We start from the raw sequence: 20,973 nt of genomic DNA, 5'->3' as shown, positions 1-20,973 counted from the left end.
GCCGGCCGGCCACTCCCGCCGGACTACGTTGAGGGGCGCAGGCACACCGGTCGCGGAACACGGGAGGGCACGCGATGACCACACGGCGGGCGATCGCGCCGGAAGAGCTCGACACGCTGAACCTGGCCGATCCGCGGCTGCACGCCGAGGGCGACCTGTCCGCCGTATGGCGCCATCTGAGGGAGCATCGGCCGGTCCACTGGAACCGGGCAACCGACTCGGCCCCCGGCTTCTGGGTGGTGACCCGGCACGCCGACGTCACCTCCGCGTACAGGGACAGCGCACGCTTCACCTCCGAGGGCGGCAACGTGCTTCAGACGCTGCTCGCCGGTGGCGACACCGCGGCCGGGCGGATGCTCGCCGTCACCGACGGAAAGAGACACACGGGGCTGCGCCGCGTGCTGATGTCGGCGTTCTCGCCGCGGGCGCTGGAGCCGATCGTGGCGAGCGTGCGGCGCACGGTGGACCGGCTGCTGCGGGACGCGCTGGACAAGGGCCGCTGCGACTTCGCCGCCGACGTGGCGGCCCGGATACCGCTCGGCGCCATCTGCGACCTGCTGGGCGTGCCCGACCGCGACCGGGCCCATGTGCTGAGCCTGACGTCCTCCGCGCTGGGCTCGCACGAGGCGGACGGTACGGCGGCGGACGCGTGGATCGCCAGGAACGAGATCCTGCTCTACTTCGCGGACCTCGCCCGCGACCGGCGCGACAGCGGCCACTCGGACGTCATCGCCCTGCTGGCGGGGAGCCAGGTGGGAGGGCTGCCGCTGGACGACGACGAGATCATGCTCAACTGCTACAGCCTGATCCTGGGCGGCGACGAGACGGCCCGGCTGTCCATGGTCGGCGCCGCCCTCGCCCTGCTGGACCATCCCGACCAGTGGCAGGCACTCAAGGGCGGCGACGCCGGTATCGACACCGCCGTCGAGGAGATCCTGCGCTGGACGACCCCCGCCCTGCACTCCGGACGCACCGCGACCGCCGACAGTGAGGTCGGCGGCCGGCCCGTCGGGGCAGGGGAGATCGTCACCGTGTGGAACGCCTCCGCCAACCACGACGAGCAAGTCTTCGACAGACCCGCCGAGTTGCGCCTGGACCGCACCCCGAACAAGCACGTCACCTTCGCCCACGGCCCCCACTTCTGCCTCGGCGCCCATCTGGCCCGGGCGGAGATCGGGGCCGTACTGGCCGGGCTGCGGAACCTGGTGGCGCGGATGGAACAGACGGGCCCGGCCAAGCCCGTCTACTCCAACTTCCTCAGCGGCCTCAGCGCCCTGCCGCTCGCGCTGAAGGCCGCCTGAACCGGGCGTACCCCCCTACGCGGCCAGCTCCTTGCGGATGTGGTCCAGCATGAACGCCGAGGACTCCTTGGCCCGCTCCTCCCAGGCGAAGACGCAGGACGTGGCGACGCCGTCGAAGTTCAGCTCGCGCAGCGTGCCGAAGAAGGCGTCCCAGTCGACCTCGCCCTGCCCGATGTCCAGGTGCTGGTGGATGCGGGCCGGGGTGCCGGGCGGGTTGAGGATGTAGCGCAGGCCGGACGAACCCTTGTGGTTGAAGGAGTCCGCGATGTGCACGTGCTGCAGCTTGTCACCGGCGTAGCGCATCATCGCCGCGATGTCCGCCGTCGGGTCCGCACCCGAGAGGTGGAAGGAGTGCGGGGCGCAGTAGAGGTAGTTCACCCACGGCTTGTTGATCGCGCGGACCAGGTCGACCGCGGGGGTGTTCTCCTCGCAGAAGTCGTCCGGGTGCGCCTCCAGGTTCAGAGCGATGCCTTCGCGCTCGAACACCGGGAGCAGTTCCTCCAGCGAGCGCCAGAAGGCCGCCTCGCTCTCGGCGGCGCGCTCGGGACGGCCGTTGAACTCGCTGTTCATGAGGGGACATTCGAGGTCGCAGGTGATCTCGATCATCCGCTTCCAGTAGCGGACGGCCGCCTGCCGCTCGGTCTCGTCCGGTGAGGACCACTTGTACAGCGGCAGCACGGAGGAGAGCTGGACACCGTGGGTGCGCAGGGCGTTCTTCAGCTCGGCGATCCGCTCGTCGTCGGCACGCGGGTGCAGGAAGAACGGCATGAAGTCGTCGCGGGGCGACAACTCGATGTACTCGTAGCCGAGTTCGGCGACCGTGCGCACCATCTCGTCTATGGGCAGCCCGCGGAGCATGTACGGGTCGAGGGCGATTTTCACGCGGCACCTCCGTAGAAGGCGGGACGGGGCTTGAGGTCGGTGGCGACGACGTGGCCCGACTCCAGGGCCTCGACGGTCGCCGCGGTGATGACGGTGGCGGCGTAGCCGTCCCAGGCGGAGGGCCCGGTGGGCTGGTCGCCGGCGGCGAGGGCGGCGATCCACTCGCGGAACTCGGTGTCGAAGGCGTCCCGGAAGCGGCCGGCCCAGTCGGTGAGCACCTCGGTGCTGTGCTGGGCGGCGGTGCGCACGCCGACCGCAGCCGGGTCGGGCAGGCGCACCAGGCCCTCCTCGCCGACGGCCTCGCACTGGATGTCGTAGCCGTACTGGCAGTTGACGAAGACCTCGAGGTCGATACGGACGCCCTTGGCGGTCTCGAAGAGCATGATCTGCGGGTCCTTGAGGTGCTCGAACCGCTTGCTCGTGGCGCGCGGGGTGATCACCTGGGTGGAGACGATCTCGTCGTCCAGGAGCCAGCGCAGTACGTCCACTTCGTGCACGGCCGTGTCGAGGGCGGCCATGGAGGAGGTGTACGACTCGGGCACGGTCGGGTTGCGGTGGGCGCAGTGCACGATCAGCGGCTCGCCGATCCGGCCGGAGTCGATGACCTGCTTCATCTGCCGGTAGCCGGTGTCGTAGCGGCGCATGAAGCCGACCTGGACCAGGCGGCGGCCGTGGGCCGTCTCGGCTTCGATGATCCTGAGGCAGTCCTCCGCGGTCGTCGCGAGGGGCTTCTCGCAGAAGACCGGCTTGCCGGCCGCGATGGCGTTCAGTACGTGTTCGGCGTGCGTGGGACCCCAGGAGGTCACGAGCACCGCGTCGACGTCGTCCGCCGCGATCACGGCGGCGCCGTCGGGCAGCACGCGGGCGCCGACCGGGGCCGCAGCCTCCTGGGCACGGGCGGCGTCGATGTCGGTGACCGCGGTGACACGGGCGCCGGTGACGGTGTCGGTCAGGCGCCGGATGTGCTCCTTGCCGATCCAGCCGGCGCCGATGACGCCTACTCGCACAGTCATGGGTGGTGGTCCTTTCTGCGGTCCCCGGCCGCGACGGACCCGGGGACGGGGTGTTCAGGTAAAGCGCGCCCGGAGTTCGGCTTCGAGGGACTCGAGCGAGCGGCCCTTCGTCCCGGGGACGTAGAGCTTGACGAAGGTGAGCGAGAAACTGCCCGCCACGACGAACGGGAAGACTTTGTTGGACATCCCGATGCCGGGGAGGCCTTCGCGAAGCCGAGGATCGTACGGCGCCGTCCGCGTGCGTCCGACAACCGGCCGCCGACGTCGTCGGTCATGTACGGCGGCAGGGGCCGCGACAGCGGTGTCCCTGACGTCCATGGGCCGTTTTCCTCACTGGTGCCCGGGGCTCTTGAGCGTGGGGCGCTCGGTGCCGGTCAGGCCGCAGCCCGCCAGGTGCTCACGGGTGCTGACGGCGATGGGCAGCGGCACCTCGGGGGCGCACGGGTACAGGTCCTGCTCGACGATCACGAACAGCTCCGCGTCGAGCCGGGACAGTTCCGTGACCACGTCGGCGGGCCTCGGCACGCCCGCGGGCGGCGACACGCACACCCCGCGCTTGACGGCCTCGCCGAACGACAGGTCCTCGGCGGCGACCTGGGCCAGGATCTCCGGGTCCATCTGCTTGATGTGCACGTACCCGACGCGCTCGCCGAAGCGCCGGATCAGGTCGAGGTTGTCGCCGCCGCCGTAGGCCACGTGCCCGGTGTCCAGGCAGAGGTTGGTGTACCGGGAGTCGGACTCGCCCAGCAGGCGCTCGATCTCCGGCTGGGTCTGGATGTGGCTGTCGGCGTGCGGGTGGATGACCAGGCGTACGTCGTACTCGTCCAGGAGCAGCTTGCCGAGCCGGTCGGCGGCCTTGCCGAAGCCCGCCCACTGCTCGGCGGTCAGCTCCGGGGACTCGGTGAAGGCGCCGGTCTTCTCGTCGCGGTACATGGGCGGGATGAAGACCAGGTGATGGGCGCCCGCGGCGGCGGTCAGCTCCGCGACCCGGCGGACGTGGGCGAGCATCTCGTCCCAGGCCTCGGGCCGGTGCAGTGCGCCGAAGGCGGTGCCGCCGGAGACCTGCAGACCGCGGGCGTCCAGCTCTTCCTTCAGGTGCCGCGGGTCGATGGGGAGGTAGCCGTACGGCCCGAGCTCCAGCCACCGGTATCCCGCCGCGGCGAGCTCGTCGAGGAAGCGGGTGTACGGGACCTGCTGGTCGTCCTCGGGGAACCAGACTCCCCACGAGTCGGGGGCCGAGCCCAGGCACAGGTTGCCCGCGGTGGTGCGGAGCGAGGTTGGCGCCGTTGCCATGACAAGTCCTTCGGGGGGAGGAGAGACGGTCGTCCGCGGACGTATCCACGATCTTCTGACGCGCTCTACTAGCGCGCTCTAGTGCGAGTACGATGACTCTGGTCCAAATGTCATGTCAATAGCTCGCTGCTGGGAGATTTCGAGAGCTGGTTAAGGTGAACGGCGTTGAAGGGTGGGTTCACAGGTGGATGCGTCAGGCCGACAGCGGCCCACGATGGCGGACGTCGCCGAGAAGGCCGGAGTGTCCCGAGCGCTTGTCTCGATCATCTTCCGCGATCTTCCGGGCGCCGGACGAGAGACGCGCGAGCGGGTGCTGCGCGTCGCCGACGAGATCGGCTACCGGCCGGACAACGCGGCCCGGCTGCTCGCGCGCGGCCGCAGCCGCACGCTCGGCGTGATGTTCACCGTCCACCAGACCTTCCACACGGACCTCATCGCGGGCATCTACCCGGAGGCCGAGCGGCTCGGCTACGACGTCCTGCTCTCCGCCGCGGCTCAGGGCCGCAGCGAGGAGAAGGCGGTCGAGGCGCTGCTCGGCCACCGCTGCGAGGCGGTGATCCTGCTCGGCCCCGACGCGGACCCCGGCTACCTCGACGAGCTCGGCCGCCGTACCGTCGCCGTCTCGGTCAGCCGCCGGGTGCCCCACGCGCGCGTGGACTTCGTGCACAGCGCCGAGGGCAAGGGCGCGCGGCAGGCGATGGAGCACCTCGTGGAGCTGGGCCATCGCCGGATCGTGCACATCGACGGCGGGCGCGGCCCCGGCTCGGCCGAGCGGCGGCGGGCGTACCGCGCGGCGATGCGCAGGCACGGGCTGGAGTCCGAACTGCGGGTGATCCCCGGCGCGCACACCGAGGAGTCCGGCATCGAGACGGGGCGCCTGCTGCTGGCGGAGCGCGACCAGGGGCTGGCGCTGCCCACTGCGGTGCTCGCGGGCAACGACCGCTGCGCGATGGGCCTGTTGATGACGCTGGCCCAGGCGGGCGTCGAGGTGCCGCGCGATGTGTCGGTCGTCGGCTACGACGACAGTCATCTCTCCCACCTGATGCCGATCGGCCTGACCACCGTCCGCCAGGACGCGGTCCTCATGGCCGAGCACGCGGTCCGCTTCGCCGTGGAGCGGCTGGAGGACCCGGAACGGCAGCCCCGCGAGGCGGTGCTGGACCCCAAGCTGGTCGTCCGGGGCACGAGCGGGCCGGCCCCGCAGGAGCCGGCCTGAGATCAAACAGCGGCGGTGCCGACCGTGCCCCGTCGCGGTCACGGTCGGCACCGCCTGTCCATGGACGCGGCTAGCGCGTGCCCTTCGCGGCGAACTCGGCCACCGCGTCGACGTTGTCCTTGGTGATGAAGGCGGGACCGGTCAGCACCGGAGCGGTGCCGCCGCCGCTGAAGTTGCCGTTGGTCTTGTACAGCCACAGCGAGTCGACCGCCAGGTAACCCTGCAGGTAGGGCTGCTGGTCGACGGCGAACTCGACCTTGCCGTCCTGCACGGCCGTCACCAGTTCCTTGTTGAGGTCGAACGTCGCGACCTTGGCCTTGCTGCCGGCGTCGGCCACCGACTGCACGGCGGTCAGCGCGAACGGGGCGCCCAGCGTGACCACCTGGTCGATGGAGGAGTCCTGCTGGAGCTTGGCGGTGATCGTCGACTTCACCGACGGCATGTCGGTGCCGTTGACGTACAGGATGTCCGTCTTGCCCTTGAACCCCTTCTTCAGACCGGCGCAGCGGGCCTCAAGGGCCACATGGCCCTGCTCCTGGATGACGCAGACGGCGTGCTTGGCGCCCGTCTCGTTGAGCCGCTCACCGAAGGCGTTGCCGGCGATGTTCTCGTCCTGGCCGAAGTACTCGAGCATGCCGAGTTCCTTCCAGTCGTCCAGGCCGGAGTTGAAGCCGACGACCGGGATGCCGGCCGACGTGGCCTTGGCGACCACGGCCTTCATGGCGCTGGGCTTGGCCGCGGTCAGGGCGATGCCGTCGACCTTCTGGTCGATGGCGTTCTGCACCAGGTTGGCCTGGTTGCCGGCGCTCGGGTCGCTGGAGTAGACCAGCTTGACATTGTCCTTGGCCGCGGCGGCCTCGGCGCCCTTGCGGATCAGGTCCCAGAAGGTGTCACCGGGGGCCGCGTGGGTGATCATGGCCACGGTCATCCGGGGAGTGCCGGCCTTGCCCGCCGAGGCGTCCGCCGAGCCCTCCTCGGACTCCTTTCCGCCGGAGCTGCTGGAGCATCCTGCGGCGAACAGGGTGGCGGCCAGGGCGGCGGCCGTCAGGGTGGCGGCTCGGTGGTGTCTGCGCATGTCCCATGCACCTCGCTGTGCTAGTAGGGGCGGGTTCTCAGGTGGGGGGAGGTTCACGGGTACCGCCCATTGGATATCGACTGGAGCGCTGCACTAGCGCGCTCTAGTGGCAGGTACTATGCGGCTGTCCGCAGATGATGTCAATGGCTTTGTCAGGACGTATCGACAAAGGAGATGTGGCAGGGGGTGTCACCGAGTGCGGACGGCCCGCCGGCCAGGGGCGATGCGAGACCACCCCGCCTCGAAAGAGACGGGGTGGTGACGTCCGGGCGAGTGACCGCTCAGGCGGGCCGTATCGCGCTGTGGATCGCCGACTCGCCGGCGTAGTGGATCGATTCCTCGCGGATGACCGCCCCCGGTCCCGGGGCGTGGATCATCATGTCGCTGCCGGAGTAGATCCCGACGTGGCCGACGTGGAAGAGCACCAGGTCACCGGGTTCGAGGTAGGTCAGGGCGACCCCGCGTCCGGCCGTCGCCTGCTCCTGGGCGGTGCGTGGCAGCGTGATGCCGGCGGACTTCCAGGCGGCCTGGGTGAGACCGGGGCCGTCGAACGCCTCCGGGCCGGTCGTGCCCCAGACGCAGGGCTTGCCGACCTGTGCGCGAGCGAACTCCAGGGCGCGGATGGCCCGGGTGTCCTGTGATGCCGTGGAGGTGAGGGCGGTGCTCGGGGCCGGGGCTGTGCCCGAGGGCGGTGGCTGGCTCGGGAAGGGGGCGGTGAGGGGGGCCGTGAATGGGGCCGAGGCCGTGCCCGGGGTCGACGTCTGGCTCAGGGCGGGGGCGGTGAGGGGGTCCGTCAACGGGGCCAGGGGCGGCGTCTGGCTCAGGGCGGGGGCCGTGAGGAGGTCCGTGACCGGGGCGGTGAGGGGGTCCGTGACCAGGGCCGGGGCTGGGGCGGAGGCCAGGGAGGGCGTCGGCCAGGCCGTCGCGCCGGGCGGGACCGTGGTGAGGTCGGCGGCCGACTGGGCCTGCAGCGCCTGCCACTGCTCCTCGGCCGAGGGCTGGACCTGGGCCGGTAGGGCACCCCAGGTGTCGGTGGCGGCGGGCAGGGCGCCGGCCGTCGTCAGCGGGTCGTTCTGCCGCATGGCGTACATGGACAGCAGCTCGCGGGCCCGGTCCAGCTTGCGCTGGTTCTGTTCCTTGGTCGTCCGCAGCCCGGACCGCTGCTGGGGGTCGGCCGCCGCCGGTTCGGTGGCCGGGGCGGACGAGGGGGGCCGGGCGGGGATCGCCGGCATGACCTGGGTCGCGGCCTGAGGGTCCGCCTCCGGAGCGGCCGGCAGGGCGGCGAGCGGGCCGGCGGGCAGCTCCGCCGAGGGAGCCGTTCCGGTGGCCGGCCCGGCCGTCAGCTCCAGTGGCGCGCGGCCGGAGGACTCCCGTGCCGGGTCGGCGCCGTCCAGCGCCCGCGCGGGCCTCGGCGGCGCCGCCGGGACGATCGGACCGAGATTCGCACGCGCACCGTCGAACCACTGCCGGGTGACGCGGTCGAGGGAGCGGTCGCCACGCCTGCCGTCCTCGCCCCGGGGCGGGGCGGCGGGCGCGCGTCCGGCGTCCGCCGGCCGGGCGGCGCGCCCCGGCGGTCCCGTCGACGACGCACGGGTGGCGTTGAAGGTTCCCGAGTCGGTCTCGGCCCGGTTGTAGAGAGCGGCGACGCGTCGGTTGACCTCCTCGCGGCTCGGTGACTCGTCCGCGAGTGAGGGGGTGGCGCCCGCCGTCTGACCGAGCAGGGCCACCGAGGTGAGGGCCGCCGACGCGAGTGCGGAGTTGCGCATGCCGGGCAGGCTGAGAGCCCCCGGCCGCGCGGTGCCTTCCGGCGCCATGGGCGACGTACTCCTTCCGTACTCCGCCTACCGAGTTAGCTGACGGGTTCGGGCGGTCGGTTCCGGAAGGTGTGCCCTACGGCCCCTGCCCCGAAAGGCGATTGGGCCGATTCACCCCAAGTTCGGTTGGGTCCCCGGCTCCGGTGAACCTCGATGGCGCACCGGACTCGGCGGAGGCCGCGCGTCCCGACGGGGTTCGCCGGAGGTCGTCGTGCGGCCTGATCCGTAACCTAGCCAACTTGTGCGGCTCCCGTGAAGGTTGAGGCGTTAAATGTCCGATACGTTTTTGTGACCTTTGACGCTTGGAGGGGAACGACCGCCGGATTCACTTCGTTTCGCGTCGGTTCCGCCACGCTTCGTAGTGATCCAGGATCGTCTGCTCGATCGGGCGGTAGCTGATGCCGAGTTCGCCGACGCTGCGGCTGTTGTCCACCCGGAACCGGATGCCGAGGTGTTTGCGGATGTAATCCTGCGTCAGTCCGAAGGCGGGGCCGAGGACACGTACCGGCCAGTGGGGGAGCGCGGTGCGCGGAAGGCGGAGGTCGCGCGGATGGCGGGTGCGCAGGATGCGGGACATCTCGTGGAACGACGTCATGGTTTCGGCGGCCACGATGTAGCGGCCCTTGGCGTCCGGGTTCTCGGCCGCCGCGATGTGCGCGTCGGCCACGTCGCGCACGTCCACCGTGGTGAAGCTGAAGTCCGGGGCGCCGTAGCAGAAGTAGCCCTTGAACAGCTCCTGGAGCAGGAACAGGCTGCCGGACTCGGAGGCGGGAGTGAGGGAGGGCCCCAGGATCAGGCCGGGGTTGACCGACACCATGCGCCAGCGGTCCTGGGCGGCCTCCGCCTCCCACGCCGCGCGTTCGGCGACCGTCTTCGCGTAGTGGTACGGGTTGTTCTCCACCGTGCTGGTGGTGTTGAAGTACCGCTCCGAGAGGACACCGTCGTCCATGTCCAGGACATCCGCGTAGTCGCCGAAGATGGCGCCCACGGTGGAGGTGAACACGAGCCTGTCCACCGTCGGCGTCCGCTCGATCGCCGCCAGCACATTGCGGGTGCCGAGCAGGGCCGGCTCGACCATCTCCCGGCGGCCGTCCTTGATCTTCTCCGGCATGCGGAACGGCGAGGCCACATGGAACACCGTCCGGCACCCGGCCATCGCCCCGTCGAAGGAGCCCTCGGACAGCAGGTCCGCCTCGAACAGGGACAGCCGACCGGGGTACGCCTCCTGCATCTCCCGCAGCGGCCGCACCTTCGCCGTGGCGGCCGTGTCGCGCACCGTGGCGTGGACCCGGTGGCCGCGCTCCAGGAGCCGCCTGACCAGATGACTGCCGACGAAGCCGCTGCCGCCGGTCACCAGCACGGCCGCCGAGCCGTCCGAGCCCACGCCCCTCACCCCTCACATCGTGCGGTCGGGGGTCACCCTATGACGCCGCGTCACCAGCGCGGCAGCCGCAGCTCGTACTCCGGGTGGATCCGCCGCATGTAGCCCGTGTCGTCGCGGGAGCGCACCCCCGAGTCGACGTACAGCCGGTGCAGCCGGTCGAGGGCGTCGTGGTCCAGCTCGACGCCGAGACCCGGGCCGGTGGGCACCTCGACCGCACCGTCGCGCAGTTCGAGGACGCCGGGGACGATCACGTCGTCGGCCGAGTTCCACGGGTAGTGCGTGTCGCAGGAGTGGTCGAGGTTGGGGATGGCCGCCGCCACATGGGTCATCGCGGCGAGACTGATGCCCAGGTGCGAGTTGGAGTGCATCGACAGCGCGATGCCGAACGCCTCGCAGACGGCCGCCAGTTCACGAGTGCGGCGCAGGCCGCCCCAGTAGTGGTGGTCGGTCAGCAGCACCTGGATGGCGTTCTGTTCGATCGCGGGCTTGAGGTGCTCCCAGGCGATCACGCACATGTTGGTCGCCAGTGGCAGCGGGGAGTCCTTCGCCACCTCGGCCATGCCCGCGATGCTCTTGGTGGGGTCCTCCAAGTACTCCAGTACGCCGTCCAGTTCGCGGGCGACGTACGTCGACGTCTCCACCGTCCAGGCCGTGTTGGGGTCCAGCCGCAGCGGCCGGCCGGGGAACGCCTCCGCCAGGGCCCGGATCGCCGCGATCTCCTCGTCGGGCGGGAAGACCCCGCCCTTGAGCTTGAACGAGCGGAAGCCGTACCGCTGTTGCATCAGCCGGGCCTGCTCGACGACGCCCGCCGGGTCCAGGGCCTCGCCCCAGTCGTCGCCGACGGCGGGGCGGCCGTCCAGCGCGGGGTGCTCGGCCCACTTGTAGAAGAGGTACGCCGCGAACGGCACCGCCTCGCGGACCTTGCCCCCCAGCAGATCGCTGACCGGGCGGTCGAGCAGCTTGCCCTGCGCGTCGAGGCAGGCCACTTCCACGGCGGAGGTGGTCCAGCCGCGCTCGTGACTCGAAGGCACCGTCGGCAGCAGGGCCGCGTCAATGGCCGAAGAGACCGCCGTCGCGTCGAAGACGTCCATGCCGACGACCACCTTGGCCGCGGCCTCGAGTCGTTCCAGACGGGCGACCCCGCCGGGGGACTCGCCGAGCCCCACCGTGCCGTCCTCCAGGACGAGTCGGAGGATGACGCGCAGGGCGAGGGGCTCGTGCACGCCGTTGGAGTTGAGCAGCGGCGGGTCGCGGAAGGCGATCGGGGTGACGATCAGTTCCTTGATCCGGGTGGGGTTGCTCATGCGGCGACCGCCTCCAGGCCGTGGTCGATGAGTTTCGAGAGCCGTGCGAGGTGCTCCGGCGTGGGGTCGAGCAACGGTGCCCGTACGCCCCCGACGTCCAGGCCGCGCAGCGTCACCCCGGCCTTGACGAGGGCGACCGCGTATCCGGGGACCTCGTCGCGGAGCTGGACGAGGGGGCCGTAGAACCCGTCGAGGAGCGTGTCGACCAGCGCCCGGTCGCCCTCGGCGAGCGCCCGGTGGAAGGCGAGCGCGATCTCCGGCGCGAAGGCGAACACCGCGGAGGAGTACAGCTCGACGCCGATGCCCCGGTAGGCGGGAGCGGTCATCTCGGCGGTGGGCAGCCCGTTGAAGAACTGGAAGTCCGCACCGCCCGGTACGGCGCGCACCGAGCGGACGACGCGGTGCATCTGCTCGATGTCGCCGATGCCGTCCTTGAGGCCGACGACCTTGGGGAGCGAGGCGATCTGGGCGGCCGTGGCATCGGTGAGGCGGGCGGTGGCGCGTTGGTAGAAGATCACGGGTACGTCGCTCGCGGCGGTGACCTCCTCGACGTACCGCACCAGGCCCCGCTGCGGCGCCGTCACCAGGTACGGCGGCAGCAGCAGAAGGCCGTCGGCGCCGGCCCGCGCGACCCGGGCGGCCTGGTCACGGGCGATGGGCGGCGGGCCGCCGGCCGCGGCCAGGACGGGCACGCGCCCGGCGGTCGTCTCGACGGCGACCCGCGTGGCCCGCTCGATCTCCTCGGGCGTCAGCGCGTGGAACTCACCGGTGCCGCAGGCGACGAAGACCCCGCCCGCGCCCGCGGCGACACCGGACTCGATGTGCCGAGCGAGCCGTTCCTCGTCCAGCGAGCCGTCCGCGGTGAACGGCGTGACCGGGAAGAACAGCATTCCTTGGAACTTCATTTCTCCCTCGTAACTACGGTGGGGTCAGCCCTTGGTGGCCCCGGCGGCGATGCCGGTGACCAGCGAGCGCTGGAGGAGCAGATAGACGATCAGGCTGGGGAGCAGGGCGATGACCGCACCGGCCAGTACCACCCCGGAGCCGACCTCGGGGTCGGTGCGCAGGATGGACAGGGCGACGGTGACCGTGTAGTCGGTGGGGTCCTTGGCGGCGATCAGGGGCAGCAGGTACTGGTCCCAGATCATGATGAAGCCGAGGACACCGGCCACGCCGAGCGCGGGCCTGCACAGCGGCAGGACGATCTGCCACAGCATCCTCAGCTCGCCCACGCCGTCGAGCCGGGCGGCCTCCTCGATCTCGTCGGGGATGTCCCGCATGAACTCGGTCAGCATCATCACCGAGAAGCCCCAGGCGCCCAGCGGCAGGATGACGCCCCACACCGTGCCCTTGAGGTCCAGGTGGACCACCGGGACATCGCCGAGGACCAGCGACAGCGGGATCGCGATGACCTCCTCGGGGAGCATCATCGTCAGCATGAACAGGGTCAGGACCAGCGCCTGGCCGCGGAACCGGTGCCGGGCCAGCGCATAGGCGGCGAGCGTGCACACCACGAGCTGGAGCAGCAGCCCGCCGCCCGCGATGACGAGCGAGTTGGTGAAGTAGTCCCAGATGCCGCGCTCGCCGGCCACCCTGAAGTTCAGCAGGGTGCTGTCGTGCGGCAGGAACGACAGCGAGGAGCCGCTGGCGTTGGTCGTGAACGCTCCCGACAGGATCGTCAGGAAGGGCGCCGCGAAGATGCCGAGGGCGATCAGGCACAGCAGGATCCGGAAGGCCCAGGCGAGTCCGGGACGGTCGCTCCAGCCGAGGGCGGTGTCGAAGCGGGCCGGGGTGGTGCGCTTCGGCGGGGCGCCGCGCCGGGCCGGGGAGCCCGGGGCCGCGGGCCGGACGGGGTCGATGACGGGGGCGCTCATCGCACGTCTCCCCTCTTGCGGAAGTGGTTGACCGTGACGGTGAGCAGCAGCGTCACGCAGAGCAGCACGACGGAGGCCGCCGAGGCGCCGCCGATGTCGTTGCGGGTGAAGCCCAGGGTGTAGGCGCGGGTCATCCAGACCTCGGTGGATCCGGCCGGGCCGCCGCCGGTCAGGACGTAGACCTCGGTGAACACGCGCAGTCCGCGGATCGCGGCGAGGGTCAGGACGATGCCCAGGGCGGGCCGGATCGCGGGGAGCGTCACGTACCGCAGCCGCTGCCACAGCGAGACGCCGTCCATCGCGGCGGCCTCGTACAGCGAGCGGTCCACGCCCGCCAGGCCGGCGAGGATGATCACCATGTTGTACGGGGCCCAGATCCAGATGCCCATGGCCATCGTCGAGTACAGCGCGATGCCCGGGTTGTCGAGGAACTGGACGGGGCCGAGCCCGAGCAGGTGCAGGCCGCTGTTGAGGAGGCCGTCGGAGGTCGGGTAGTACAGCAGCCGCCACAGCTCGCCGACGACCGCCGTCGCGGTCACCGCGGGCAGGAACACGGCCGTACGCATGATCTTCAGCGAGCGGGCCTGGCCCTCGAGGAGCAGCGCCAGGACGAAGCCGAGCAGGATGGCGCCGAGCGACTGGCCGATACCGAGGATCAGGGTGTGCCCGATGGCGTCCTGGAAGCGGTGGTCGGTCAGGACGCGGGTGTAGTTGTCCAGGCCGATCCACTCATCGCCCAGGAAGGGCCGTACGTCGAAGAAGCTGAGCCAGATGCCCTTGGCCATCGGCCAGAACTTGAAGACGAGGGCGAGCAGCAGCCCCGGCGCCAGGAAGAGCCAGGGGACGACGGCCTTCCTGCTGAGGACCCGGGAGGGCCTGCGCGCCGCGGGGGTGGTCACGGTAGCGGTCATTTCAACAGGTCCTGGTCCTTGAGGTCGCCGGCGAGGGTCTCGTCGAGTTCCTTGAGCTGGGAGCGGACGTCACCGCCGCAGTACGTGAAGATCGCGTTGAGCGCGTCGGCGGTGTCCTGCTTGATCGGGGCGAAGTCCGGGGCGTTCGGGAACTCCTGGGAGGCGTCCTCGTACGCCTTCTGTACGACGCTCCAGCGGGCGTCGTCGCGCACCTTCGCGGCGTCCAGCGTGGAGTTGACGGGGATGCGGACGACGGGCTGGTGACCGTCGACGCTGGTCATGGCGATCCGCTGGCCCTCGGGCGAGACCAGGAACGCGGCCAGCGCCAGCTCCTGCCTGTCCTTGCCGGTCCTGGCGCCGAGGTAGACGTTCTCGCCGTCGGCGAGCACATCACCGCCCGCCGGGCCGGCCGGGGCGGGGACGACCTCGTACTTGTCCTTGCCGAGGGTCTGGTCGAAGGTGACGATGTTGTACGGGCCTGTCATGTACATCCCGGCGTTGCCGTCCTGGAAGTTGGTCGCCGTGGAGGTGACGGCCGTGAGGGCGCCGGGCTGCGTGACACCGTTGTCGCCGCAGAAGAGGTTGTCCTTCATCCAGGTCACGGCGTTGACCGCGGCCGTCGAGGTCATGGCCGGCCGGTAGGTGCCCTTGCCGTCCGGCTCGATGATCCGGGCGCCGCCCTGCCACAGGAAGCTCGAGCCCCACCAGGCCGCGTAGCCGTTCTGGGCGCTGCCGGGCGCGACCATGCCGTAGGTGTCGGCCTTGCCGTCGCCGTCGGGGTCCCTCGTGGCGAAGGCCTTGGCGACGGACAGCATCTCCTGCCAGGTCGTGGGCGCCTTCAGGCCCAGTCTCCGGAGCCAGTCGGTGCGGATCATCAGGGTCTGGGCCTGGCGGGAGTACGGGATGCCGTAGTGCCTGCCGTCGATGCCGACCGTGGAGGCCCAGGTCTTGTCGGTGATCCGGTCGCCGCCCTCGACCGAGGCGGGGTCGATCGGCTTGAGCAGGCCCTGGCTCTGGTAGCTGCCCATGAGCGCCGTGTCGTTGATCATCACGTCCGGCAGGTCCTTGGTGGACGCGCGGCTCTGCAACTGCTGGTCGAAGTTGATGACCGGCTGGTAGTCGATCCTGATGCCGGTCTTCTTGGTGAAGGCGGCGAAGACCCGTTCGTAGGTGGCGGCGGAATCCGGATTGCTCCGGGTCCACACCTCCAGGGTGTTCGGGTCGTCGCTGCCCGCGCTGCCGGAACCCGAGCCGCATGCGGCCGTTGCGAACACGAGCGCCGTGGCGACGAGCAGGGCGGCCGGGCGGAGACTTCGGCGGTGATCCCGCATAGGCACACTCCGTGGATCCGTGCAGTTCATATACGTGAAGCGACTTCACGCATCTAAATGATCGGTCAAGCTACGGATCATTTCAGGCGTATGTCAAGACATGGCTGCCGGATTTCACCGGCCCTGCAGGGGTGAGTGTCAACAGGGCGCATTCGAACCACCCCTGCAAACCAGCCAGGAGGGTTGTGTGCGACTTGCGGAGGTCGCACGTGCGTGCGGCTGGTCGAACGGGGTGGGCAGGGGTTTCCGTGATGGATCTGTGAACCACCTGGCCGGGGCGCGCAGGCACGGTGTGCGGATGCCGGGAGGGCGCCTTCACCAAACCCCCTCCCGGGGTGGCCTGAAGGCGCCTTGCTCGGTCAACTTCGTACACACCAAGGTGGGTTGCGCACTTGAGCATCAGGAGTCACAAGCGCGTTGCTTGGCCCGGACGGCCGACAAGTCCGGGGGTACTGACGGGGGACTGATGCGGTGCGCACTGCCGCCGCGCCGACGCCCGGGGGTCATTCGTGCGCCCGTCCGGCACTCCCTCCGCCGTCTCTTGGTGTCTGCAGTCCCGGTGCCCGAGACAGGGATAAGGAGGGGGAAAGCCGATGAGCGCGGTGAGCGCCGCCAAGCCGACGTATCCCGGCGTCTACGTCGAAGAGCTTCCCAGCAGCACCCGTACGATCTCGACCCTGACCACGTCCGTGACCGCCTTTGTGGGCCACACCCGACGCGGTCCGCTCAACGAGCCGGTACGCGTCACCAGCTTCGCGGAGTTCGAGCGCCGCTTCGGCGGCCTGAGCGCACAGAGCGCCGTCGGCTACGCCGTCCACCAGTTCTTCGGCAACGGCGGCACCGTCGCGGTGATCGTCCGCGTCGCCAAGGCCGGCAGCGGCAAGGCCGCCTGCGTCACCCTCAAGTCCACCGAGGGCCACAGCGAGGGCCCGGTCCTCGAAGTGCACGCCAAGGAGCCCGGCGTCTGGGGCAACGGCCTGCGCGTCGCCGTCGACCACGACACACCGTGCCCCGACGAAACCTTCAACCTCAGGGTCTACGACGCCAAGGGCGACGCCCGCGAGAGCTTCACCGGCCTGTCCATGGACCCCTCGAACGGCCGCTACGCGCAGACCGTGATCAACGCGGGCTCCAAGCTGATCCGCGTCGAGGTCGTCGGAGAGGGCCGCCCCGACCCGTCCGGCACCGTATCCAAGCCCTTCGGTGACGAACTGCCGAACCTGGAAGTCGACCTGACCGTCAAGATCGGTGAGGTGGAGCGCGAGTTCAAGCTCTACGACCCCGACTGCGACGGCGAAGCCCCCTGCAGCGTGGCCGAGTTGGCGCTGCTCCTGGAGCGCAAGCTGCGCGCCCTGCCCGACGCGCCCGGCAAGCACGCCTTCGCCGGCGCCGAGGTCACCGCCTTCGGCCGCCGTATCCAGGTCGTCGCCGGCTCCACCGACCCCGAGGACGTCGTCCGCTTCCTCGGCGAGTGCGCCAACGACCTCGGCCTGGAGGCCTCCGTCAACCCGCCCGTCTTCCCGCTGGAAGGCGGCGAGGACGGCGAGGCACCCGGCCCGCGCGACCTCATCGGCTCCGAGGGCGACAAGAGCGGCATCCAGGCACTGCGCTCCGTCGCCGACGTCAACCTGCTGGCGCTGCCCGAGCTCGCCGCGTACGAGAAGACCGAGGACGCCCTCACCGTCGTCTCCGCCGCCCAGCGGCTGTGCGCCGAGCGCCGGATCTTCCTGCTGGTGGATGCGCCGAGCACCTGGGTCAGCGTCGACACCGCGCGCGCCGGGCTCGCCGCCTTCGACGCCGTACGCGGCAACCACGCGGGCCTGTACTTCCCGCACCTGCAGCTCACCGACCCGCTCACGGGCCGGCTGCGCTCCTTCCCGCCGTCCGGCGTCATCGCCGGCGTCATCGCCCGCACCGACTCCGAGCGCGGCGTGTGGAAGGCCCCGGCCGGCACCGAGGCACGGCTCGCCGGGGTGCACTCGCTGACCGTCAACCTGACCGACCGCGAGACCGGCCTGCTCAACCCGCTCGGCGTCAACTGCCTGCGCACCTTCCCCGTCACCGGCCCCGTTGTCTGGGGCGCGCGCACGCTGGAGGGCTCGGACGCGCTCGACAGCGAGTGGAAGTACGTCCCCGTGCGCCGCCTCGCCCTGCACGTCGAGGAGAGCCTGCAGCGCGGCCTGCAGTGGGTGGTCTTCGAGCCCAACGACGAGAACCTGTGGCAGCAGATCCGGCTCGCCGCCTCCTCGTATCTGCACACCCTCTTCCGGCAGGGCGCCTTCAAGGGGGGCACCCCGCGCGAGGCGTACTTCGTCAAGTGCGACAGCGACACGACGACCGCCGAGGACATCGAGAACGGCATCGTCAACGTCCTCGTCGGCATCGCACCGGTGCGGCCGGCCGAGTTCGTGATCGTCAAGATCCAGCAGACGTCCGGGCAGTTCGCGCTCTAGGCGCGGGGAATCGTGGAGAACTGAAGGAATCCGATGGCTGAGTTCACGGTCAACGCGCATCGCTTCGACCCCTACAAGAACTTCAAGTTCCTGGTCCTGTGGGACGGTCGCACGGTCGCCGGCATCAGCAAGATCAGTCCGCTGAAGCGGACGACGGAGGTCGTCAAGCACCGGCACGGCGGCGACCCGTCGTCGCCCCGCAAGTCGCCCGGCCGCTCCGAGTTCGAGGGCATCACCCTGGAGCGCGGCGTCACCCACGACCCCGAGTTCGACCGCTGGGCCAACAAGGTCTGGCAGGTCGGCGCGGGGCTGGGATCGGAGGTCTCGCTGGCCGACTTCCGCAAGGACATCGTCATCCAGGTCCTCAACGAGGCCGGCCAGGTCGCCGTCTCGCACAAGCTGTACCGGACCTGGCCCAGCGAGTACCAGGTCCTCGGCGAGATGGACGCCAACGCCAACGCGGTGGCCATCCAGTCGCTGAAGCTCGAGTGCGAGGGCTGGGAGCGGGACTACGAGGTGCCCGAGCCGGAGGAGCCGTCGTTCCTCAACCCCGCTTGAGCGGCCGGTAGTCGAGGGGGGACGAGATGGCGATCACCGGGGCGGCCGAACTGCTGGCCACCTGGGAGGCGGGCCTCGCCGAGGCACCGACTTCACGCGCGCTGCTGCTGCACCGCACGGCCCGCCCGGACGCAGACTCCGCGACCCTGCCGACCTTGCCGGTGGGGGAGCGCGAGGCCGACCTGTTCGCGCTGCGCCGCGCCCTGTTCGGGGAGCGTATGCAGGTGCGGCTGGGCTGCGCGGCGTGCGGGGAGGACATGGAGTTCGACCTGGACGCCGGGGAGTTCGCCCGGTCGCTGGGCGGACGGGGCGGTTCGGCCGACGGGCCGGGCGGTTCGGTGGACGGGGGTGACTCGTCCGCCGGGGCGACCGGGCCCGTCGTGCGGGTGCGGCAGGACGGCTGGGACGTGGAGTTCCGGCTGCCCGGTGTCGCCGACCTGACGGCGGCGGCCCGGGCGGCGGACCCGCGCGCCGCGCTGCTCGAGCGCTGCCTCGTGACGGCGGTGCGGGGCGGCTCGGCCGTGACCGCCGCCGACCTGTCCGCCCCGGTCCAGCGCCGGATCGCCGAGGCCGTGGAGGCCGCCGACCCGGGCGCCGACGTGACGCTCAACGTCGCCTGCCCCGAGTGCGGCACGGCCACCCGGGCCGAGTTGGACATCGCCTCCTACCTGTGGACCGAACTGGACGCCTGGGCGAGGGACCTGCTGCTCGACGTCCATCTGCTCGCCACGTCGTACGGCTGGAGCGAGCCGGAGATCCTGGCGCTCAGCCCGCTGCGGCGCCGCTACTACCTGGAGCTGTGTGCGGATGTCTGACGCCGACGGGGCGCCGGAGCCCGACTTCCTCGACCGCCTGATCGCCCGGCACGCCCCGGCCGCCGCCGGTCCGCGCCCGGACGTGGTGCGAGTACGACCCCGGCTCCCCGGACCGTTCGAACGGGTCGAGGCCGTACGCGGCACCGCACCCGAACCCGACGACGGCTCCGACCTGCTGTGGCCCGCCACCACGCCGACGGCCGTACGGCCGGTCCCGGCGCCGCGTCCGGCGCCACCCGCCGCCCGACCGCACACGGAACGCGAGCGGACGGTCGTACGCACCGAACAGGCCCCGGCCGACCCGGCACCGCAGCCCGCCCCGAGGCCCCTGCCCGAGGCACCGCTGCTGCGCCCCGTCGCGCCGATCGCGCCCGGACCCCGGGCCGTACCGGACGCCGGGCAGCGGGCGGCGGGCCGAGGGCGCTCGGAGCGGGGCGCCGCCCAGAGCGCGGCGTCCGTGCCCAACCCCCCGGGCGCGGACGCCGCTACCCCCGCCGCCGTGTCAACCCCCCTGCGGCCCAGCGCCGCCGACACGGCGGCGGCCCGGGACGCCGTACGACAGGCCGCCGCCCGGCGCCCCGCGCGGGCGCCCGAGCAGGTCGTGCAGGTGCAGATCGGACGGCTGGAGGTGACGGCCGGACCGTCGCCGTCCGACGGCAGCAGGCGGCAGACCCCTGCGACGGGCCGTGCGGGGGCGACCGTGAGCCTGGCGGAGTACCTGGCGCGAGGGCGGGAGTGACATGACGGACCGAGGAACCGAGGAACCGACTTCATGAGCAACGCACTCGCCATCGCCCATGTCACCCAGGCCCTCGCCCTGCTGCTCGCCTCCAACGTGGGCCCGGAGTTCGACGAGGCCGTCAAGGTGGAGCCGCACAAGCCGCCGACGGAGCCGCCGGACCACCCCACCCTCAACGTGTTCCTCTACCAGGTCACGCCCAACACGTCGCTGCGCAACAACGATCTGCCGACCCGGGCCGCCGACGGCACCCTGCTGAAGCGGCCGGCCGCCGCGCTGGACCTGCACTTCCTGATCAGTGCGTACGGCGACGAGACGAAACTCGTGGGACAGCGGCTGATCGGCTCCGTGGTGCGGACCCTGCACGAGATTCCGATCCTGCCGAAGGACGTCATCGAACAGGCGGGTGAACTGCCGCACCTCGCCGGCAGCGACCTCGCCGAGGCGGCGCAGCGGGTGCGGTTCACGCCGACCGTGATGGACATCGACGAGACGTCGAAGCTGTGGGGCATGCTCCACCAGACGCCGTACGCCCTGTCGGTGGTCTACCAGGCGGCCCTCGTCTTCATCGACGGCCGCGAGAGCCCGGCGCCGGCGAAGCCGGTGGAGCGGCACACGGTGCGCGTGCTGCCGTTCGGGGCGCCCGGGGCGCCGGTGCCGCCGGGCAGCGCGCCGGGTCCCGAGCCCGTTCCCGTGGAGAGCGGGACTTCGGCTTCGGGAGAAGGGCCCGCGCGGAACACGGCTGAGAAGGCACCCGCGAAGGCGCCTGAGAAGGCTCCCGCCAAGTCGGTCGCGAAGACATCTCCCGCGAAGACTTCGGCCAAGGCGCCCGCGAAGGCCGCGGCCAAGGCGCCTGCCCGTACTCGAAAAGAAGCGCGGCCCAGCAAGGCGGCGCAGGCGGCCAGGCCCGCGCGTGGCGCGAAGAAGGGCACGGCTGCCACGCCGCCCTCGGACTCGTCACCGGGCTCCTCCTCGGCGGGTGGCCCCGAGGGCGCGGAGAGCTGAGGCGG

At 71.2% G+C, this 20,973-nt stretch carries 18 protein-coding genes, 1 pseudogene and 1 riboswitch; of the genes and pseudogenes, 7 read left to right on the top strand and 12 right to left on the bottom strand.

The annotated features are described in order from the left end of the window. Window positions 1-74 precede the first annotated feature (74 nt). The gene (locus tag ACP4J3_RS03350; RefSeq protein WP_426530166.1) at window positions 75-1,301 is read left to right on the top strand and encodes a cytochrome P450; all 1,227 of its coding nucleotides are present in this window, start codon (window positions 75-77) and stop codon (window positions 1,299-1,301) included. Window positions 1,302-1,316: 15 nt separating this feature from the next. On the opposite strand, the gene ACP4J3_RS03345 is transcribed toward ACP4J3_RS03350, so the two are convergent. The 4 genes and pseudogenes from ACP4J3_RS03345 to ACP4J3_RS03330 all read right to left on the bottom strand — a co-directional run bounded on the left by ACP4J3_RS03345 (window position 1,317) and on the right by ACP4J3_RS03330 (window position 4,489). After that, complete coding sequence (locus tag ACP4J3_RS03345; RefSeq protein ID WP_426530164.1) at window positions 1,317-2,183, bottom strand: sugar phosphate isomerase/epimerase family protein; 867 nt, start codon at window positions 2,181-2,183, stop codon at window positions 1,317-1,319. Further along, window positions 2,180-3,196, bottom strand: coding sequence for a Gfo/Idh/MocA family protein (locus tag ACP4J3_RS03340; protein ID WP_426530162.1), 1,017 nt, complete (start codon window positions 3,194-3,196; stop codon window positions 2,180-2,182). The genes ACP4J3_RS03345 and ACP4J3_RS03340 overlap by 4 nt, the downstream gene beginning before the upstream one ends. 54 nt (window positions 3,197-3,250) lie before the next feature. Beyond that, window positions 3,251-3,391, bottom strand: a pseudogene (locus tag ACP4J3_RS03335) (MFS transporter); the annotation flags it as partial. A 135-nt stretch (window positions 3,392-3,526) separates the two neighbouring features. Then, the gene (locus ACP4J3_RS03330) at window positions 3,527-4,489 is read right to left on the bottom strand and encodes a TIM barrel protein (RefSeq protein ID WP_426530160.1); all 963 of its coding nucleotides are present in this window, start codon (window positions 4,487-4,489) and stop codon (window positions 3,527-3,529) included. Between the two features lie 214 nt (window positions 4,490-4,703). Here ACP4J3_RS03330 and ACP4J3_RS03325 point away from each other — a divergent pair, with 214 nt between their 5' ends. Then, complete coding sequence (locus ACP4J3_RS03325; RefSeq protein ID WP_426530158.1) at window positions 4,704-5,705, top strand: LacI family DNA-binding transcriptional regulator; 1,002 nt, start codon at window positions 4,704-4,706, stop codon at window positions 5,703-5,705. A gap of 70 nt (window positions 5,706-5,775) precedes the next feature. Here the strand turns inward: ACP4J3_RS03325 and ACP4J3_RS03320 are convergent, their stop codons facing one another. From ACP4J3_RS03320 to ACP4J3_RS03285, 8 genes are all read right to left on the bottom strand, one after another. Then, window positions 5,776-6,780, bottom strand: a complete 1,005-nt coding sequence (locus ACP4J3_RS03320; protein WP_426530156.1) for a sugar ABC transporter substrate-binding protein — start codon at window positions 6,778-6,780, stop codon at window positions 5,776-5,778. 281 nt (window positions 6,781-7,061) lie between these two features. Next, window positions 7,062-8,594: an NlpC/P60 family protein gene (locus ACP4J3_RS03315; protein WP_426530154.1), complete on the bottom strand. Its 1,533-nt coding sequence runs from the start codon at window positions 8,592-8,594 to the stop codon at window positions 7,062-7,064. Between the two features lie 8 nt (window positions 8,595-8,602). Next, window positions 8,603-8,777: riboswitch (cyclic di-AMP (ydaO/yuaA leader) on the bottom strand. Between the two features lie 142 nt (window positions 8,778-8,919). After that, complete coding sequence (locus ACP4J3_RS03310; protein ID WP_426530152.1) at window positions 8,920-9,987, bottom strand: NAD-dependent epimerase/dehydratase family protein; 1,068 nt, start codon at window positions 9,985-9,987, stop codon at window positions 8,920-8,922. Between the two features lie 41 nt (window positions 9,988-10,028). Next, window positions 10,029-11,282, bottom strand: coding sequence for a glucarate dehydratase family protein (locus ACP4J3_RS03305; protein WP_426530150.1), 1,254 nt, complete (start codon window positions 11,280-11,282; stop codon window positions 10,029-10,031). Further along, window positions 11,279-12,187 (bottom strand): 5-dehydro-4-deoxyglucarate dehydratase, encoded by a 909-nt coding sequence (locus tag ACP4J3_RS03300; protein ID WP_426530148.1) that lies wholly within the window; start codon window positions 12,185-12,187, stop codon window positions 11,279-11,281. Before ACP4J3_RS03300 ends, ACP4J3_RS03305 begins: the two co-directional genes overlap by 4 nt. A gap of 24 nt (window positions 12,188-12,211) precedes the next feature. After that, complete coding sequence (locus ACP4J3_RS03295) at window positions 12,212-13,156, bottom strand: carbohydrate ABC transporter permease (RefSeq protein ID WP_426530146.1); 945 nt, start codon at window positions 13,154-13,156, stop codon at window positions 12,212-12,214. After that, window positions 13,153-14,067, bottom strand: a complete 915-nt coding sequence (locus tag ACP4J3_RS03290; RefSeq protein WP_426530144.1) for a carbohydrate ABC transporter permease — start codon at window positions 14,065-14,067, stop codon at window positions 13,153-13,155. Before ACP4J3_RS03290 ends, ACP4J3_RS03295 begins: the two co-directional genes overlap by 4 nt. After that, window positions 14,064-15,398, bottom strand: coding sequence for an ABC transporter substrate-binding protein (locus ACP4J3_RS03285; RefSeq protein ID WP_426530142.1), 1,335 nt, complete (start codon window positions 15,396-15,398; stop codon window positions 14,064-14,066). Before ACP4J3_RS03285 ends, ACP4J3_RS03290 begins: the two co-directional genes overlap by 4 nt. A 593-nt stretch (window positions 15,399-15,991) precedes the next feature. On the opposite strand from ACP4J3_RS03285, the gene ACP4J3_RS03280 reads away from it, so the two are divergent. From ACP4J3_RS03280 to ACP4J3_RS03260, 5 genes are read left to right on the top strand one after another with little or no spacing between them, the layout of a single operon-like run. Then, window positions 15,992-17,851 carry a phage tail sheath family protein gene (locus tag ACP4J3_RS03280; RefSeq protein ID WP_426530140.1) on the top strand — a complete coding sequence of 620 codons (1,860 nt, stop codon included), beginning with the start codon at window positions 15,992-15,994 and terminating at the stop codon, window positions 17,849-17,851. 33 nt (window positions 17,852-17,884) lie between these two features. Continuing rightward, window positions 17,885-18,409, top strand: a complete 525-nt coding sequence (locus tag ACP4J3_RS03275; RefSeq protein WP_016434446.1) for a phage tail protein — start codon at window positions 17,885-17,887, stop codon at window positions 18,407-18,409. 26 nt (window positions 18,410-18,435) lie between these two features. Continuing rightward, the gene (locus ACP4J3_RS03270; RefSeq protein ID WP_426530138.1) at window positions 18,436-19,224 is read left to right on the top strand and encodes a hypothetical protein; all 789 of its coding nucleotides are present in this window, start codon (window positions 18,436-18,438) and stop codon (window positions 19,222-19,224) included. Next, window positions 19,217-19,963 (top strand): hypothetical protein, encoded by a 747-nt coding sequence (locus ACP4J3_RS03265; protein ID WP_426530136.1) that lies wholly within the window; start codon window positions 19,217-19,219, stop codon window positions 19,961-19,963. The genes ACP4J3_RS03270 and ACP4J3_RS03265 overlap by 8 nt, the downstream gene beginning before the upstream one ends. Before the next feature lie 33 nt (window positions 19,964-19,996). Then, window positions 19,997-20,968: a Pvc16 family protein gene (locus ACP4J3_RS03260; RefSeq protein WP_426530134.1), complete on the top strand. Its 972-nt coding sequence runs from the start codon at window positions 19,997-19,999 to the stop codon at window positions 20,966-20,968. Window positions 20,969-20,973 lie beyond the last annotated feature (5 nt).

It is taken from the genome of Streptomyces sp. UG1 (genome assembly GCF_049974585.1).
In the GTDB taxonomy this organism is placed as follows: Bacteria; Actinomycetota; Actinomycetes; order Streptomycetales; family Streptomycetaceae; genus Streptomyces.
This window is presented reverse-complemented; position numbering and strand designations above follow the sequence as displayed.

Excerpts from the sequence above, each read along its gene's own strand:
- ACP4J3_RS03285 (WP_426530142.1), bottom strand. The coding sequence starts at position 15,398 with ATGCGGGATCACCGCCGAAGTCTCCGCCCGGCCGCCCTGCTCGTCGCC.
- ACP4J3_RS03290 (WP_426530144.1), bottom strand. The coding sequence starts at position 14,067 with ATGACCGCTACCGTGACCACCCCCGCGGCGCGCAGGCCCTCCCGGGTC.
- ACP4J3_RS03275 (WP_016434446.1), top strand. The coding sequence starts at position 17,885 with ATGGCTGAGTTCACGGTCAACGCGCATCGCTTCGACCCCTACAAGAAC.
- ACP4J3_RS03340 (WP_426530162.1), bottom strand. The coding sequence starts at position 3,196 with ATGACTGTGCGAGTAGGCGTCATCGGCGCCGGCTGGATCGGCAAGGAG.
- ACP4J3_RS03295 (WP_426530146.1), bottom strand. The coding sequence starts at position 13,156 with ATGAGCGCCCCCGTCATCGACCCCGTCCGGCCCGCGGCCCCGGGCTCC.
- ACP4J3_RS03305 (WP_426530150.1), bottom strand. The coding sequence starts at position 11,282 with ATGAGCAACCCCACCCGGATCAAGGAACTGATCGTCACCCCGATCGCC.
- ACP4J3_RS03350 (WP_426530166.1), top strand. The coding sequence starts at position 75 with ATGACCACACGGCGGGCGATCGCGCCGGAAGAGCTCGACACGCTGAAC.
- ACP4J3_RS03315 (WP_426530154.1), bottom strand. The coding sequence starts at position 8,594 with ATGGCGCCGGAAGGCACCGCGCGGCCGGGGGCTCTCAGCCTGCCCGGC.
- ACP4J3_RS03260 (WP_426530134.1), top strand. The coding sequence starts at position 19,997 with ATGAGCAACGCACTCGCCATCGCCCATGTCACCCAGGCCCTCGCCCTG.
- ACP4J3_RS03320 (WP_426530156.1), bottom strand. The coding sequence starts at position 6,780 with ATGCGCAGACACCACCGAGCCGCCACCCTGACGGCCGCCGCCCTGGCC.
- ACP4J3_RS03330 (WP_426530160.1), bottom strand. The coding sequence starts at position 4,489 with ATGGCAACGGCGCCAACCTCGCTCCGCACCACCGCGGGCAACCTGTGC.
- ACP4J3_RS03325 (WP_426530158.1), top strand. The coding sequence starts at position 4,704 with ATGGCGGACGTCGCCGAGAAGGCCGGAGTGTCCCGAGCGCTTGTCTCG.
- ACP4J3_RS03265 (WP_426530136.1), top strand. The coding sequence starts at position 19,217 with ATGTCTGACGCCGACGGGGCGCCGGAGCCCGACTTCCTCGACCGCCTG.
- ACP4J3_RS03300 (WP_426530148.1), bottom strand. The coding sequence starts at position 12,187 with ATGAAGTTCCAAGGAATGCTGTTCTTCCCGGTCACGCCGTTCACCGCG.
- ACP4J3_RS03270 (WP_426530138.1), top strand. The coding sequence starts at position 18,436 with ATGGCGATCACCGGGGCGGCCGAACTGCTGGCCACCTGGGAGGCGGGC.
- ACP4J3_RS03280 (WP_426530140.1), top strand. The coding sequence starts at position 15,992 with ATGAGCGCGGTGAGCGCCGCCAAGCCGACGTATCCCGGCGTCTACGTC.